We start from the raw sequence: 15,698 nt of genomic DNA, 5'->3' as shown, positions 1-15,698 counted from the left end.
AAATAAATATATGAACTTTTTAAAAATTTAAATTTGTAAGCGATTACGTAATTAAGGGAACGAGGGGATAAAGATGAGTAGATTAAAAGAAATGAAAAACAATAGTTTCCCGAAAGTGACAATGGAAGAATGGGCTGAGCAGGCAGAAAAAGCGTTAAAGGGGAAGCCTGTATCCAAGCTAAATACCGTTACATATGAAGGCATTACACGTAACCCGGTATATACTGAAGATGATAGAAATAATGCATCCAAACAATTAATAGAAAATGCAGATTGGACAGTCAGCCAGCAATTATATGGATCTGATTCATTTGCAGAATTAAATGCTCAACTGAAAGCGGAACTAGAAAGCGGCTTGCAATCCATTCATTTTGCCTCTTATCCATCAACAGAAGCTAATGCATTAATGATAAAAGACCAAACAAACTTAAAGACTTTATTAAATAATATTTCATTAAATGACATAACACTCCAAGTACATGCAGGCCCCTGTGCCACAACGTTCATCAATGCGTTAATTGATAGTCAGTTGGAAACGAAGAGTATGCAAGGAATCATTGGAGCTGATCCAATTGGCGAGCTTGCAGCAATAGGATCACTGAATCAGCCATTGGAGCAGTATTATGATGAAATGAAATCCAATATCGAATGGAAGGAAAACAATGCTCCAAAACTTAAAACAGTGTGGATTCAGTCCAATGCTTACCACTGCGGGGGCGCCAATGCCGTGCAGGAACTCACAGCTGTTATGGCAACAGCAGTTGAATACTTACAGGCGCTTATGAACAGAGGGATGTCCATTGAAGAGGCTTCCCAGGAAATAGCATTTACTTTTCCTGTTGGAAGTGACTTTTTCTTGGAACTTAGCAAGCTGAGGGCGGCAAGAGTGCTATGGGCAAATATTGTGGAGGCTTTTGGAGGGAATGAAAAAGCACAGATAATGACATTACATGCAACAACCTCCATGTTCACAAAGTCAAATTTAGATCCGTATGTCAATATGCTGCGGACAACAACAGAGGCACTCTCTGCAGCAGTTGGGGGAGCAGATAGTTTGAATGTGGACAGCTACCTGCAAGGTGAGGACGCATTCTCACGAAGAATTGCCAGAAATACTCACTTTATTTTAAAAGAAGAGAGCTTTTTAGACAAAGTTGTGGATCCAGCAGCAGGCTCATTTTATGTCGAAAAGCTAACAAATCAATTAGCTGATGAGGCATGGAAGTTGTTTCAGGAGCTGGACAAGCTTGGGGGAATAATGGAAGCTCTGCGAACGAATTTCCTTCAAGACCGTATTGCGGAGATAAAAGAAAAGCGTCTTAAGGATGTCCAAAGCAGGAAAAAAGTGTTGGTGGGTATCAATATGTTTGCCAATCTTCAAGAGGAGTTAAAGTGGCAAATAAGCACAAAACGTACCAAAGAAAATGAGCATGCTCCAGAAAAAATACAGGCGATTCAACCCCTAAGGCTATCTGAAGCCTTTGAACGCTTACGTTACCAAGCGAAGTTGTATCAGGAAACACAGGGGACAGCGCCAAAAGTTACCTTGATTAACCTTGGTTCATTAGCATCACACAAGCCACGAACTGACTTTGCTTCAGGCTTTTTCCAAGTAGGAGGACTTCAGCCTGTAGTCAGCCCAAGCTTTGAAAATGCTAAAGAAATGGTGGAGTGGGTATCTGATCAAAACATAACTGGATATGTATGCATTTGTGGCAGTGATGACACTTATGAAGAGTTGTTAAATGCAGCGATTATGGCTGTCCATTCGCCAAACCGTAAAGTATTGGTTGCTGGATTGCCTGATGCAACTCGTCAAAAAGAGCTGCAGGAAACAGGAGTTGTTGATTTTATCCATATGCGCTCCAACTGTTATGAGCAATTAATAAAGATACACCAAGAAATGGGGTTGACCGACAATGAAGCCTGACTTTTCAACTAAAACACTAAATAAGGAAACCACAGCTAATCAAGTGCCACTTTCCAACGAAGCGGTGGAAGAACTATTTTATGAAACTAATGAACAGATTAAATTGAAAGCAAATTACACAAAGGCCGACTTGGATGGAGCCGATCACTTAGAAACTCTTCCAGGTATTGCACCGTATGTGCGTGGACCTTATCCTACGATGTATGTTAACCGTCCATGGACGATTCGTCAGTATGCCGGTTTCTCGACAGCAGAAGAGAGCAATGCATTTTATAGAAGAAATTTGGAAATGGGGCAAAAAGGGTTGTCGGTTGCCTTTGACCTTGCTACACACCGTGGCTATGATTCTGATCATCCGCGTGTAGAAGGGGATGTTGGAAAAGCTGGTGTTGCTATTGATTCCATTCTCGATATGAAGGTGCTTTTTGATGGAATTCCATTGGATAAAATGTCTGTGTCGATGACGATGAATGGTGCGGTCCTGCCGATTATGGCTTTTTACATCGTTACGGCGGAGGAACAAGGGGTAAGTCCAGAGAAGCTTTCTGGGACTATTCAGAATGATATTTTAAAAGAATATATGGTTCGTAATACGTATATTTATCCTCCTGAGATGTCGATGCGAATTATCGGAGATATTTTTGCATACACGTCCCAGCATATGCCGAAGTTTAATAGTATCAGTATTTCTGGCTACCATATGCAAGAAGCGGGAGCGCCTGCTGATATTGAGCTTGCCTATACGCTTGCTGACGGCCTGGAATACGTGAGAACAGGATTGGAAGCTGGCATTGATATTGATAAGTTTGCGCCAAGACTATCATTCTTCTGGGCAATAGGTATGAACTTTTTTATGGAAGTGGCAAAAATGCGTGCCGCTCGATTTATCTGGGCGAAAATGATGAAGGAGTTTGCACCTCAAAATTCAAAGTCTATGGCCTTAAGGACCCATTCACAAACGTCTGGATGGAGCTTAACCGAACAGGATCCATTTAATAATGTGACGCGTACCTGCATTGAGGCTTTAGCGGCTGCCAATGGGCATACACAATCCTTGCACACCAACGCATTGGATGAAGCCATTGCACTACCTACGGACTTTTCCGCACGTATTGCTCGTAATACACAGTTGTATTTGCAGGAGGAAACGGAGATAACCAAAGTAATTGATCCTTGGGCTGGTTCTTACTATGTGGAAACCTTGACAAAGGAATTGATTGATAAAGCTTGGGCACATATTGAAGAAATAGAAGAGCTTGGTGGTATGGCAAAAGCGATTGAAACTGGATTACCGAAGATGAGAATCGAAGAGGCGTCTGCACGTCGTCAAGCAAAAATCGATTCAGGCAAAGAATCCATCATTGGTGTGAACAAATTCCGTTTGGAAAAAGAAGACATGGCAATAGATGTTTTGGACATTGATAATGCCGAAGTTCGTAAAAAGCAAATCCTTCGTTTGCAAGACCTTCGTGAAAACAGAGATGAAACGGAAGTTATTTCTGCTCTTGAAGCACTGACAGATGCCGCCCGCACAGAGAAAGGCAATCTGCTGGAGCTGGCCGTGGATGCTGCCCGCGCCCGCGCGAGTTTAGGAGAGATTTCAGATGCCATTGAAAAGGTAGCCAATCGCCATCGTGCTGTTATCCGCTCGATCAGCGGCGTATATAGCAGTGAATTTTCCAATGAGGAAGAGATGAAGACTGTGAAGGATAAAATTGAGGAATTTCTTGAGCTTGAAGGAAGAAGACCGAGGATTATGATTGCAAAAATGGGACAGGACGGCCATGACAGGGGGGCAAAAGTCATATCCACGGCATTTGCTGACCTTGGATTCGATGTGGATATCGGACCTCTTTTCCAAACACCTGCAGAAACAGCGCTGCAAGCAGTGGAAAATGACGTGCACGTTATTGGCATCAGTTCCCTTGCTGCCGGGCATAAAACACTTCTTCCACAACTCGTGGAAGAGCTGAAAAAATTGAATCGTGAAGACATCATTGTGGTAATTGGCGGGGTAATCCCAGCGCAGGATTATGAATTCCTCTATAGCAAAGGCGCTTCTGCTATCTTCGGGCCTGGAACGGTTATCCCTCGTGCCGCGGAAAAAGTTCTAGAGGAAATCTACGAACGCCTTGGCTATGAAGAAGTGGAAGAGACGCATGAGTAAAGAGCGTAAACCTCGAAAAAAGGTGCTCAAGAAAGTGGAGCGAAGTACAGCGGATATCATAACAGGTATCCAAGCCGGAGTCCGTTCGGACCTTGCTCAAGCCATCACACTTGTGGAAAGCAATGCAACACGACATTTTCATAAAAGTCAAGAGATTATACAAGAGATCATGCCTTCGACTGGTCGAACTGTCCGCATCGGAATTAGCGGCGTTCCAGGTGCAGGTAAGAGTACTTTTATTGAAGCTTTTGGATTGTATTTGTGCGAGCAGGGCCATAAAGTCGCTGTGCTTGCAGTCGATCCCAGCAGTTCTAAGACAGGTGGAAGTATCTTAGGGGATAAAACCAGAATGGAGCAGCTTGCTAGGCACCCTAAGGCGTTCATCCGTCCTTCTCCTTCTAGTGGAACATTGGGTGGAGTTCATAGGAAAACGCGTGAAAGCATACTTTTATGTGAAGCAGCTGGCTATGATGTAATTTTAGTAGAAACTGTTGGAGTCGGACAAAGTGAAGCCATAGTGCGTGATATGGTCGATTTCTTCTTACTGCTTGTTCTAACAGGTGCGGGCGATGAGTTGCAAGGTATGAAAAAAGGCATTATGGAACTTGTGGATGCGATTGTGGTGAACAAAGCGGATGGAGATAATAAAACAAGAGCCGAGAAAACTGCTCATGAATACAAACAAATCCTTCACTTCTTGCAGCCTGCAACAGAAGGATGGGAAACAAAGACCTTTACTTGTTCCGCTTTGAATAATGTGAATGTTGATAAGACATGGAGAATCGTTCAAGATTTCATGGAAAGAACAAAAGAAGCAGGAGTTTTTGTTGACCGCAGGAATGCACAAAAGAAGACTTGGTTCTATACTTCTTTGAAGGATCAGATTGAGCGGATGTTTTTTGAAGATGAACTAGTGAAAAAGCAGATACCCATGCTAGAGAAGCAAGTAGAAGAAGAAGAAATTTCTGTATCTTTGGCGGTAGAGAAGTTAGTTGGAAGTTACAAACATTAATTAGCGTGCACAAAAAAAAGGAAAGTGAGCATTTCACTTTCCTTCATCTGGGAGTATAGGGGTATGGACATCTAGATGGTACTGATATAATACCCGCCAAATTAGAAAATAAACCTTTTTTGTTTTTTTATTTGAAAAAAATTGGTATGATAAGAGTAGTTTAAAACGTGAGGTGATACAACATGAATATCGATTTTAATATGTTTATGAATGATGTTGTTCGTACTGCCAGAGAAGAAATGGATAATGCTGGTTATGAGCAACTTAGAACGGTAGAAGATGTAGAAGAAGCATTTGGACGTAAAGGAACGACACTTGTAATGGTGAACTCTGTTTGTGGTTGTGCCGGCGGTATCGCTCGTCCAGCTGCAACACATGCGGTGCATTATGACAAGCGCCCAACTCACTTGGTTACGGTATTTGCCGGTCAAGATAAAGAAGCAACGGAGAGAGCACGCGAATATTTCGAAGGCTATCCGCCATCCTCTCCTTCTTTTGCCTTATTGAAGGACGGCAAAATTGTAACGATGGTAGAAAGACACGAAATTGAAGGCCATGCGCCAATGTCTGTTATCACAAAGCTTCAAGGGTATTTTGAAGAGCATTGTGAAGAGCTATAAGATTTAAGAAAATGTCGATTCCAAATATGGGATCGGCATTTTTATGTTGTGTTGAAAATTTATATTTACCGCTAGATCCTCCACCATCAAAGAAATGTAAGAGAAACTAATAGGAATAAAGATTCATTATTTTCGGAATAAAAAGAAAACGGTTGCACATGAGAAAATCGTCATGTTAATATAAATTTGAAAAGGACATCTATGAAAATTATACCAACGTTTGCACATTGAAAAAAAGAGTAGGGGTGTGATATCAAAAGAGACTTATTTTTTTGGAATATTATGAAAGCGTTTGCACAAAAGGGAGAGAGGTATGTTATGAAATTTGAGAACCGAATTGTAAGTTTTGTATTAACAATAATTCTAGCTGTAGCGGTGTTGATTCCGTATACATCTGAACCAGCGCAAGCTCACCATAATGGCACCAATGGAACCATGATGCAGTATTTTGAATGGTATTTGCCAAACGATGGAAATCATTGGAACAGGTTAAGAGACGACGCAGCTAACTTAAAGAGTAAAGGTATAACAGCTGTGTGGATTCCACCTGCTTGGAAGGGGACTTCACAAAATGATGTAGGATATGGAGCGTATGATTTATATGACCTAGGTGAGTTTAACCAAAAAGGTACCATTCGTACAAAATATGGAACCCGCAGCCAGCTTCAGTCTGCAGTGTCATCTTTAAAGAATCAAGGTATTCAGGTATATGGTGACGTCGTCATGAATCATAAAGGTGCAGCAGATGGTACCGAAATGGTAAATGCAGTGGAAGTGAACCGCAGCAACCGAAATCAGGAAACCTCAGGAGAGTATGCAATTGAAGCATGGACAAAGTTTGATTTTCCTGGCCGAGGAAATACGCATTCCAGCTTTAAATGGCGATGGTATCATTTTGATGGGACAGATTGGGATCAGTCCCGTCAGCTTCAAAACAAGATTTATAAGTTTAGAGGAACAGGCAAGGCATGGGACTGGGAAGTCGATACAGAGAATGGTAACTATGACTATCTAATGTATGCAGACGTTGATATGGATCACCCTGAAGTAATTAATGAACTTAGAAACTGGGGTGTTTGGTATACCGATACTCTAAATCTTGATGGATTCAGAATTGATGCAGTGAAACATATAAAATATAGCTTTACGAGAGATTGGCTTACACATGTTCGTAACACCACAGGCAAACCAATGTTTGCAGTGGCAGAGTTTTGGAAAAATGACCTTGGTGCAATTGAAAACTATTTGAATAAAACAAGCTGGAACCATTCGGTTTTTGATGTCCCTCTTCACTATAATTTGTACAATGCATCTAGCAGCGGTGGATATTATGATATGAGAAATATTCTAAATGGTTCTGTCGTGCAAAAGCACCCTAGACATGCGGTCACATTTGTTGATAATCATGATTCCCAGCCTGGGCAAGCATTGGAATCCTTTGTTCAATCATGGTTTAAACCACTAGCATATGCATTAATCCTGACGAGGGAACAAGGTTATCCTTCCGTTTTTTATGGAGATTATAACGGTATCCCAAACAATGGTGTTCCCGCATTAAAAACAAAAATAGACCCGATTTTACAGGCGCGTCAAACTTATGCGTATGGATTACAGCATGACTATTTTGATCATCAAGATATTATCGGATGGACAAGAGAGGGCGACAGTTCTCATCCAAATTCAGGACTTGCCACCATTATGTCAGATGGTCCTGGTGGTGGTAAATGGATGTATGTTGGTAAAAATAAAGCAGGACAAGTCTGGAGAGATATAACAGGGAATAAAACCGGCACCGTCACAATAAACGCAGATGGATGGGGGAATTTCTCTGTTAACGGAGGGTCTGTTTCTGTTTGGGTGAAGCAATAACTGTTCTTCTGGGGGTAGAATAAATAAATGAAGATTGCGCTGCTACATGCGGAAATTAGTGATCTATCATATAACATGTATAAATTAGAAGCGTATGCAACCGTCCCTATTAGCACAATGGATAATAAAGAACCTATGATGAACTATTCAATAGGTGCTCACTCTGACAAAGTCCATTCTACGAATGTAACGGTATTGGGTAATCAAAGAGTTATCAAGTTTGATATCTTGCTAACGAAACATTCAGGATTATTAGCAGAAGGGCTTACTTTTCAATTAAGCCTTTCTTCTTCCTATATAACAGAGGATTATCATATTGGAGGAAGATTTGGAGATATTGTTCTTGAAGAATCAATAATTAAACATCATTTACTATATTTACAACACCTAAAACTAACAGGATCCATTTTGACAACATCTTCGTATAACAAGAAAAGTGTTCGATTTGTATGTTTTAATGAGAGCTACTCACTAATTAGTGAAGCGAGGTTTAAAGAGTACATTCCATATAGCAAGGTAGAACTGTGGGAATATACCGTTAATTTAAACGAAGATAACCTAACAGACAATTTGTTTTTCTATGTAGAGCTAATAGGAGAAAACACTTCTTACAAGGATAATAATTTTCAAAAATTTTACAAGTTGTGGGAACATGTCCCTCGTCTCACATAAGATGAAAAAAGCTACAAAACCAGTTAACTGGATTTTTGTGGCTTTTTTTTTATACAAAACAAAAAATAGCTTACTTCTAATAGAATTTATGATTAATTCTTATATATAAATTAATGTTTCCATGTTTCCCACTTCGTAACAATTATATAATAGGTTAGTAACTTAAGAAATTCTTAAGAAAATTCTTCAATAATACTTAAGATTTACCATATATGATGTGTACATAGAGAAACAATGGTAAGTGGGAGAAGGGTGAGAGATGACGAACTATACGGTATTAGTAGTGGACGATGAGAAGGAAATACGAGATGCAATTGAAATCTATTTAAAAAATGAAGGTGTTAGGGTGTTAAAAGCTCAAGATGGGGTGGAAGCGCTAGAAATGCTGCATGAAAATCAGGTGCATCTCATTTTATTGGATGTCATGATGCCAAGGCTTGATGGGATATCTGCGACGCACAAAATTCGAGAGGAAAAAAACATCCCAATTATCATTCTAAGTGCCAAAAGTGAGGATACCGATAAAATTCTCGGACTGCAAGTGGGAGCAGATGATTATGTAACTAAGCCGTTTAATCCAATGGAGCTTGTTGCAAGAGTGAAGTCGCAGCTCAGGAGGTATGTCTCACTTGGAACATACGAAGGAATTAAAAAAATCATTGATTTGAACGGCCTGACCATTGATAAAGAGTCGAAGGAAGTTACGGTTCAAGGAGATCCGGTCAAGCTTACGCCGATTGAATACAAGATAGTGGAGCTGTTGATGACTAATGCTGGACGAGTATTTTCCATCAATGATATTTACGAAAGGGTATGGAATGAACCGGGCTACAATGCGGAAAATACGGTGGCGGTACATATTCGGAAAATTAGAGAGAAAATAGAGATAGATCCAAAAAATCCAAGATATTTAAAGGTGGTATGGGGGATTGGGTACAAGATGGAGAAATAGAATAATCGCTTTTTTTATGGCACTAACTTTTGTATGTGCGATAAGTGGGAGCTTTTATTTTATCTATAATTTAGATAGGTTTAATCAGGGAAGTTATTTTGAGACGGAAGAATTTCAATATGAGTTACAAGAATATGCCAACTACTTGCTTATAAATGAGTTTGGTTCGATATCAGAGGAAAGTGTGAAAGAAAAGATTGCCGTTTCCATGGAAGAAATAGAAAAACATCGATATAAGTACGGTTCCTTAGATGCGCAGTTGAATAATATCCGCTATCAATATGAAGAAAAAATTCAACTAGCAGAGAATGGTGAAATAAGTGATCAACCTGAAGAGCTCGTTGCAGAAAGAGATGAAGTGTTAGATGATATTCGAAAAAACTTCTCAAGTGATGAGCATGTAGAGAAGAAAGTAAGAGCGGAAAAAGAACAAATAGTGGAAGAGTATTTTGCTAAAGATTCAAACTTTCAATCGTATCCATCAAGGTTTTATGAAGAGCTTCAATACTTTTTTGAACAAGAAGGAGAAATTTATAGCAATACAGGTGTGAAAAAAGCATCAGCAGACCAATTTTTTAGCGAAAACAATATGCAATATGTTACGGAATATATGATTTTTGGGAAGGATTATTTCTATTCTAGTAATTGGCCTTATGAAGACTGGTTATACCAAATAATAGCTGAAGCGAGCGGGGACTTTGAAGGGACAATAGGGGTACCAAAAGAACTGGCTTCGAATAGCGAATTGATGATTGCAATAACTCGTTTTGAAGAAAATAAGCTTTGGTTTTGGAGACTTGGGATAGGATCTTTAATTGCTTTATTGATTTGGTTTGTCGCGATGATAAAAGTTGTTTCCGTATCAAAGGAACGAGGAAAATGGCAAAATCTTTATGACAAAATTCCAATTGACCTTAGCTTTATAGTGCTAGGTTTCTCCGCTTTGTTAGTCGTTTTCAGTCTAATGTGGGTTCATGATTGTATCAATCAGCTAACCTATAGTTCTACTATGTATTTAACTGAATTTGTTATAAGTGTGATGATCTCTACAATCCTATGTTTATTCACTTACTTCCAGTTACGCTATATGTCAAATAGTATGAAGCGTAAAACGGACTTCAATCACCTTTGGAAGAATAGTTTATTTTTTATGATTTTAAAAATTTGTAAAAAAGTATATCAACACATCTATGAAGTCGTTAAGGAAGCTTTCCTAAATACAACGACAGGCATCCAAGTATTCATTCTGCTTGCGATAGTCTTTGGACTAGGTTTTGGTTTCTTTATCATTTTCATTGATATAGCATTCTTCCTGCTGTATCTCCTCTTTGCTGTTTTTATAGGGGTGCCGACGTTCATTCTTTTAGTAAAAAGTGTCGGTTATTTCAATAAGATCTCCATCAAAACAGAGGAGATGGCATCAGGTAAATTAGGGGAGCCAATGGAAGTAAAGGGAAATTCCATCCTTGCTAAAATGGCAGCAAACATAAATGTATTGAATCAAGGGGTAAAGGTATCTTTAAACGAGCAGGCAAAAAGTGAGCGCTTGAAAACAGAGCTGATTACAAATGTCAGCCATGATCTTCGAACACCGTTAACCTCGATCATCACTTACACAGAGCTTTTGAAGAAAAACGACCTGACAGCTGAGGACCGGTCCGCTTACCTTGAGATTATTGATAGAAAGTCACAACGATTAAAGGGATTAATTGAAGATTTATTTGAAGTTTCCAAAATGGCGAGCGGGAATATCGAGCTTGTAAAAGAGCGTGTAGATTTAACCCAGCTCCTTCAACAAGCCTTGGCGGAATATGATGATTCATTGAAGGAATCTAATTTACAATTTCGTGTTGCCAACACGGATAAACCTTTATATGCCATGGTAGATGGGCAGAAAATGTGGCGAGTATTTGATAACTTAATAGGTAATATCGTGAAATACTCCCTTGAAAATTCACGAGTATATATACAAGTCCATCAGTTTGAAAACAAAGCGAAAATTACGTTTAAAAATGTATCAAAATACGAGTTGAATGATCAAAGTGAGGAATTATACGAACGCTTTAAAAGAGGGGATACCTCCAGGCATACTGAGGGATCTGGACTAGGTCTTGCTATTGCAAAATCTATCATCGATCTTCATGAAGGAAGTCTGGATATTGAAACGGACGGCGATTTATTCAAAGTGAATATCTGTTTGAGAGTGGTGGAATAGGTGGATTTCACGACAATATATAATGAGCATTATGAAAGAGTGCTTTACGTGAGCTTAGCCGTTATACGCGACCGCCATTTAGCTGAAGACAATGTGCAGGAAACTTTCATAAAGGCGTATAAGAAGTTAGATAGCTTAGAGGAAATGGAAAAAATAGGTGCTTGGCTTTGCGTAATTGCTTCGAGAACAGCTATTGATTTTGTCAGAAGAGAGCGAAAAAACAAAGGATGTCCGATGGAATTGGAGCTGTTAGATTGTCTAGGAAAAGAAGCAGGTCATAACGTGGAAGCAGAAGTGGAAGTGAAACTGTTAAAGGAGCTCCTAGATGAAAAGATGGAAGGATTCACAACGGAAGACAAGAAACTGCTCGGTTTAAAAATGGAAAGAGGACTAAAAGAGCGGGAAATTGCTAAGGCGTTAAAGATGAATCCAGCTACTGTGAAGTCGAAGATCCATAGAGCTCGAAGGAAGTTAAAAGAACAAATGGCAGTAGAATTGAGTGCTTAATCATATTAGTGCAGGGACCACTTTCGTAAAAAGTGCTCCGTGCACTTTTTTTGTAGTGATTTGAATTAATGTTTTACTAGAGAATTCTTACGGGGACAAACTCCAAGGGCATATTTAACGGGTTTAATTATTTTGATTCTCACGTTGATCTCTTTCATCCAATTTTGCAGATATTTCTTCTAGTATCGCTTCAATGTCTTTAGTTTGATCCTCTTCTATCCTTGTTAAGGTAGCGTAGATTTCATTAAATCTTTTGTTCACATCATGCCTGAATAAATAGAATTCCTCGCGAAGTGTGCTAGTAGTACTTGTCAAAGAATGGAGTTCTTCTTTTATCTTGTTCTGTCCTGCAGAAAGCATGAATGTCTTTTCACTAAGCCCGCTAATTTCTTCCTTCATAAGCATTTGATTATCGGCGAGTGTGGAAGTACTCTCGTTAAGTCCGCGAATCTCTTCTTTCATTAGGATTTGATTCTTGGCGAGTGTGGAAGTTTTCTCGTTAAGTCCGCGAATCTCTTCCTTCATTAGCATCTGGTTTTCAGAAAGGATGGAAGTTTTGTCGTTCAACTCACTTAAATCTTTTTTCATGTCATCCTTAAAATCCAACATCCTATTTAAAATCAAATCCAATTTAGCATCTGTGTTCATCTTAAATCACCTCCTTTTTCTAGTTCATTGCAAGTATAACATGAACCTAGACTAATGGAACTATAACAGTAAGTGAATATTTCAGAATAATAAAAATATAAAAATAATATTTATCTTTATTAACTATATTGCATAAATATTAACTTGTGTTAAAATACATTTATTCGAATAAACATACACATTATAATACTTGATTTAAATGTAGGTTTGTTTCATAATTAGAATAAATTTTTTAATTTTTCTGAAAAAAGAACAGGGGGAAATTATTGTGAAAAAATGGTTATTGTATTCATTTATTAGTATTTTAGTAGTAAGCTTGTTGTCCGCTTGTGGAACATCTGATAATGGGGATGAAACGAGTGGAGAAGGTGAAAATGGCAAGAAAGTTTTAGTCATGGGGACTTCCGCTGACTACCCACCATTTGAATATATTGATACGGAAGTTGGAGAAGAGATTATCGGATTTGACGTTGACCTCGCAAAAGCTATTACAGAAGAGCTTGGTTATGAATTGAAAGTGCAAGATATGGACTTTGGAAGTTTAATCACTGCGATGAAATCAGGAAATATTGATCTTATCTTGGCTGGTATGACACCGACAGAAGAGCGTGCAGAACAAGTTGATTTTACAAATGTATATTATACAGCAAATCACATGATTGTTTCATTAGTAGATAGCAATATTACTAGTTTAGAAGATTTAGAAGGTAAAACGGTTGGTGTGCAAATGGGATCGATTCAGTATGACAAAGCGGAAGAAATTGCAGAAGAAGTGACTATCACAATTGAAAACCGCGACCGCATCCCACAAATTGTACAAGATCTAAAAACAGGTCGTTTTGATGCAGCGATCATTGAAGATACAGTGATGAAAGGGTTCATGGAAAAAGATGGTGATTTGACTGGATTCACGCTTGAGTCTGATGAAGAAGGATCTGCGATTGCCCTTCCTAAAGGCAGTGAATTAACAGAGGAATTTAACCGTGTATTAAAAGAGATGGAAGAGAACGGTGAGATGGAAAAGTTAATTAACAAATGGTTTGGTGGAGAAGAGGAATAAGCTTTACGCTATCAAAAGGGTGCAGTATTCCCCTTTTGATTTTCTTGTTATTATGACTGAAAGGACTGGTAGCACTTGACGATAGACTTCTTAGATTTTAGTGCCATCACAGGTTCCATGGATTATATTCTTGCTGGTGTGAAGGTTACGCTTCAAGTCGTATCACTAGCGGGGATACTAGGTTTTATCATAGGAACGCTTTTGGCTTTATGTAAAATTGGTAGAATAAAACTACTTAAAATCTTTGCGGATGTTTATACCTCCATTTTCAGAGGAACACCGCTTGTTCTTCAATTAATGTTAATATTTTTTGGGTTGCCTCAAGCAACAGGTATAACGTTTGAACCAGTAACTGCTGCCATTCTTGCTTTCGGGTTAAACTCAGGGGCATATATCTCTGAGGTAATTCGTGCAGGGATTATGGCTGTCGATAAAGGACAACGAGAAGCAGCTATGGCCCTTGGTGTGCCATATCGCCAAATGATGAAAGACATTATCTTACCTCAAGCATTGAAAAATATTTTACCTGCACTAATGAATGAATATATAACTCTTACAAAAGAATCAGCAATAGTTACGGTTATCGGGGTAATGGATGTTATGAGACGTTCCTTTATGACTGCTTCAAACACGTATGCATATTTGGAATCTTTTATTTTCGCTGGACTTATCTATTACGTACTAGTAATGATTCTGACATTCGTTGGCAAGCTCATTGAAAGGAGAATGAGACGCTATGATTAAAATAGAAGAACTACACAAATCATTTGGCAAGCTAGAAGTGCTAAAAGGAATTTCTACTCAAATAAAAGCCGGGGAAGTAGTGGCAATCATCGGGCCTTCGGGATCTGGTAAATCCACATTACTTCGCTGTATGAATCTATTGGAAGAGCCAACTTCCGGTCACATCTGGATTAAAGACCAAGATGCTACAAATAAGAAAACGAATATTAATAAAGTACGTCAGAACCTTGGGATGGTATTCCAACACTTTCACTTGTTTCCTCACAAGACGGTTCTTGAAAACTTAACCTATGCTCCAGTTTCGGTAAAAGGAATTTCGAAAAAGGAAGCGGAAGCGAAAGGGATGGACTTGCTTGCAAAAGTTGGACTAGCTGAGAAAGCAAAAGAATATCCTAATCGTCTTTCAGGTGGTCAGAAGCAGCGTGTTGCGATTGCCCGCGCACTGTCTATGGACCCGGAAGTTATGTTGTTTGATGAACCAACTTCTGCACTGGATCCAGAAATGGTAAAAGAGGTGCTTGAAGTTATGAAGTCACTAGCGCAAACGGGAATGACGATGGCTATTGTAACACACGAAATGGGCTTTGCACGCGAAGTGGCAGATCGCGTATTATTCCTTGATGATGGAATGTTGGTGGAGGATGCGCCGCCTGCTGAGTTCTTTACAATGCCTAAGTCCGAGCGTGCGAAAGTGTTTTTGGAAAAGATGTTGTAAGTTCAACGAGGGACCAGCTCTATTTTGAGGAGTTGGTTTTCTTTTTTTGGAATGAGGACAATGTTAGCGGAAAAGTAGAAACATTGTCCTCATATGGCGTGAATGAGGACAATGTTAGCGGAAAAGTAGAAACACTGTCCTCATAGGGCGTGAATGAGGACAAAGATAGCGGAAAAGTAAAAACATTGTCCTCATAGGGTGTGAATGAGGACAATGTTAGCTGAAAAGTAAAAACATTGTCCTCATAGGGTGTGAATGAGGACAATGTTAACGAAAATAGAGAAACACTGTCCTCATAGGACGTGAATGAGGACAATGTTAGCGGGAAAAGTAGAAACATTGTCCTCATAGAACGTGAATGAAGACAATATTAGCCAAAAAAGAGAAACATTGTCCTCATAGGGCGTGAATGAGGACAATGTTAACGGGAAAAGTAGAAACCCTGTCCTCATAGGGCGTGAATGAGGACAATGTTAGCGAAAAAAGAGAAACATTGTCCTCATAGAACGTGAATGAAGACAATGTTAGCCAAAAAAGAGAAACCCTGTCCTCATAGTGCGTGAGTGAGGACAATGTTAACGGAAAAA

The 15,698-nt window shown here is 39.2% G+C and carries 13 protein-coding genes; 12 read left to right on the top strand and 1 reads right to left on the bottom strand.

Annotated features, from left to right (window positions below; all coding sequences use genetic code 11):
* Positions 1-73 precede the first annotated feature (73 nt).
* From AAV98_RS14685 to AAV98_RS14645, 9 genes are all read left to right on the top strand, one after another.
* Positions 74-1,930 (top strand): methylmalonyl-CoA mutase subunit beta, encoded by a 1,857-nt coding sequence (locus tag AAV98_RS14685; protein WP_060666303.1) that lies wholly within the window; start codon positions 74-76, stop codon positions 1,928-1,930.
* Positions 1,920-4,097: a methylmalonyl-CoA mutase gene (scpA, locus tag AAV98_RS14680; protein WP_060666302.1), complete on the top strand. Its 2,178-nt coding sequence runs from the start codon at positions 1,920-1,922 to the stop codon at positions 4,095-4,097. The genes AAV98_RS14685 and scpA overlap by 11 nt, the downstream gene beginning before the upstream one ends.
* Complete coding sequence (meaB, locus tag AAV98_RS14675) at positions 4,090-5,109, top strand: methylmalonyl Co-A mutase-associated GTPase MeaB (protein ID WP_060666301.1); 1,020 nt, start codon at positions 4,090-4,092, stop codon at positions 5,107-5,109. Before scpA ends, meaB begins: the two co-directional genes overlap by 8 nt.
* 182 nt (positions 5,110-5,291) lie before the next feature.
* Positions 5,292-5,729 (top strand): BrxA/BrxB family bacilliredoxin, encoded by a 438-nt coding sequence (locus tag AAV98_RS14670; protein WP_060666300.1) that lies wholly within the window; start codon positions 5,292-5,294, stop codon positions 5,727-5,729.
* A 282-nt stretch (positions 5,730-6,011) separates the two neighbouring features.
* The gene (gene amyS, locus AAV98_RS14665; protein WP_442853687.1) at positions 6,012-7,598 is read left to right on the top strand and encodes an alpha-amylase; all 1,587 of its coding nucleotides are present in this window, start codon (positions 6,012-6,014) and stop codon (positions 7,596-7,598) included.
* 27 nt (positions 7,599-7,625) lie between these two features.
* Complete coding sequence (locus AAV98_RS14660; RefSeq protein WP_060666298.1) at positions 7,626-8,270, top strand: hypothetical protein; 645 nt, start codon at positions 7,626-7,628, stop codon at positions 8,268-8,270.
* A gap of 259 nt (positions 8,271-8,529) precedes the next feature.
* Positions 8,530-9,222, top strand: a complete 693-nt coding sequence (locus AAV98_RS14655) for a response regulator transcription factor (RefSeq protein ID WP_060666297.1) — start codon at positions 8,530-8,532, stop codon at positions 9,220-9,222.
* Positions 9,200-11,437: a sensor histidine kinase gene (locus tag AAV98_RS14650; RefSeq protein WP_060666296.1), complete on the top strand. Its 2,238-nt coding sequence runs from the start codon at positions 9,200-9,202 to the stop codon at positions 11,435-11,437. The genes AAV98_RS14655 and AAV98_RS14650 overlap by 23 nt, the downstream gene beginning before the upstream one ends.
* The gene (locus tag AAV98_RS14645; RefSeq protein WP_060666295.1) at positions 11,438-11,944 is read left to right on the top strand and encodes an RNA polymerase sigma factor; all 507 of its coding nucleotides are present in this window, start codon (positions 11,438-11,440) and stop codon (positions 11,942-11,944) included.
* Positions 11,945-12,067: 123 nt separating this feature from the next.
* Here the strand turns inward: AAV98_RS14645 and AAV98_RS14640 are convergent, their stop codons facing one another.
* Positions 12,068-12,592 (bottom strand): hypothetical protein, encoded by a 525-nt coding sequence (locus AAV98_RS14640; protein WP_060666294.1) that lies wholly within the window; start codon positions 12,590-12,592, stop codon positions 12,068-12,070.
* Positions 12,593-12,860: 268 nt separating this feature from the next.
* On the opposite strand from AAV98_RS14640, the gene AAV98_RS14635 reads away from it, so the two are divergent.
* The 3 genes from AAV98_RS14635 (at position 12,861) to AAV98_RS14625 (ending at position 15,111) form a co-directional block, all read left to right on the top strand.
* Positions 12,861-13,652, top strand: a complete 792-nt coding sequence (locus tag AAV98_RS14635; protein ID WP_060666293.1) for a transporter substrate-binding domain-containing protein — start codon at positions 12,861-12,863, stop codon at positions 13,650-13,652.
* Positions 13,653-13,769: 117 nt separating this feature from the next.
* A complete protein-coding gene (locus AAV98_RS14630) occupies positions 13,770-14,396 on the top strand; it encodes an amino acid ABC transporter permease (protein WP_060666364.1) in 627 nt (208 codons plus the stop codon).
* Positions 14,389-15,111 (top strand): amino acid ABC transporter ATP-binding protein, encoded by a 723-nt coding sequence (locus AAV98_RS14625; protein ID WP_060666292.1) that lies wholly within the window; start codon positions 14,389-14,391, stop codon positions 15,109-15,111. The genes AAV98_RS14630 and AAV98_RS14625 overlap by 8 nt, the downstream gene beginning before the upstream one ends.
* The last annotated feature ends 587 nt before the right edge of the window (positions 15,112-15,698 follow it).

Origin of the sequence: Bacillus sp. CHD6a (assembly GCF_001293645.1) — a bacterium.
GTDB lineage: Bacteria > Bacillota > Bacilli > Bacillales > Bacillaceae_I > Sutcliffiella_A.
This window is presented reverse-complemented; position numbering and strand designations above follow the sequence as displayed.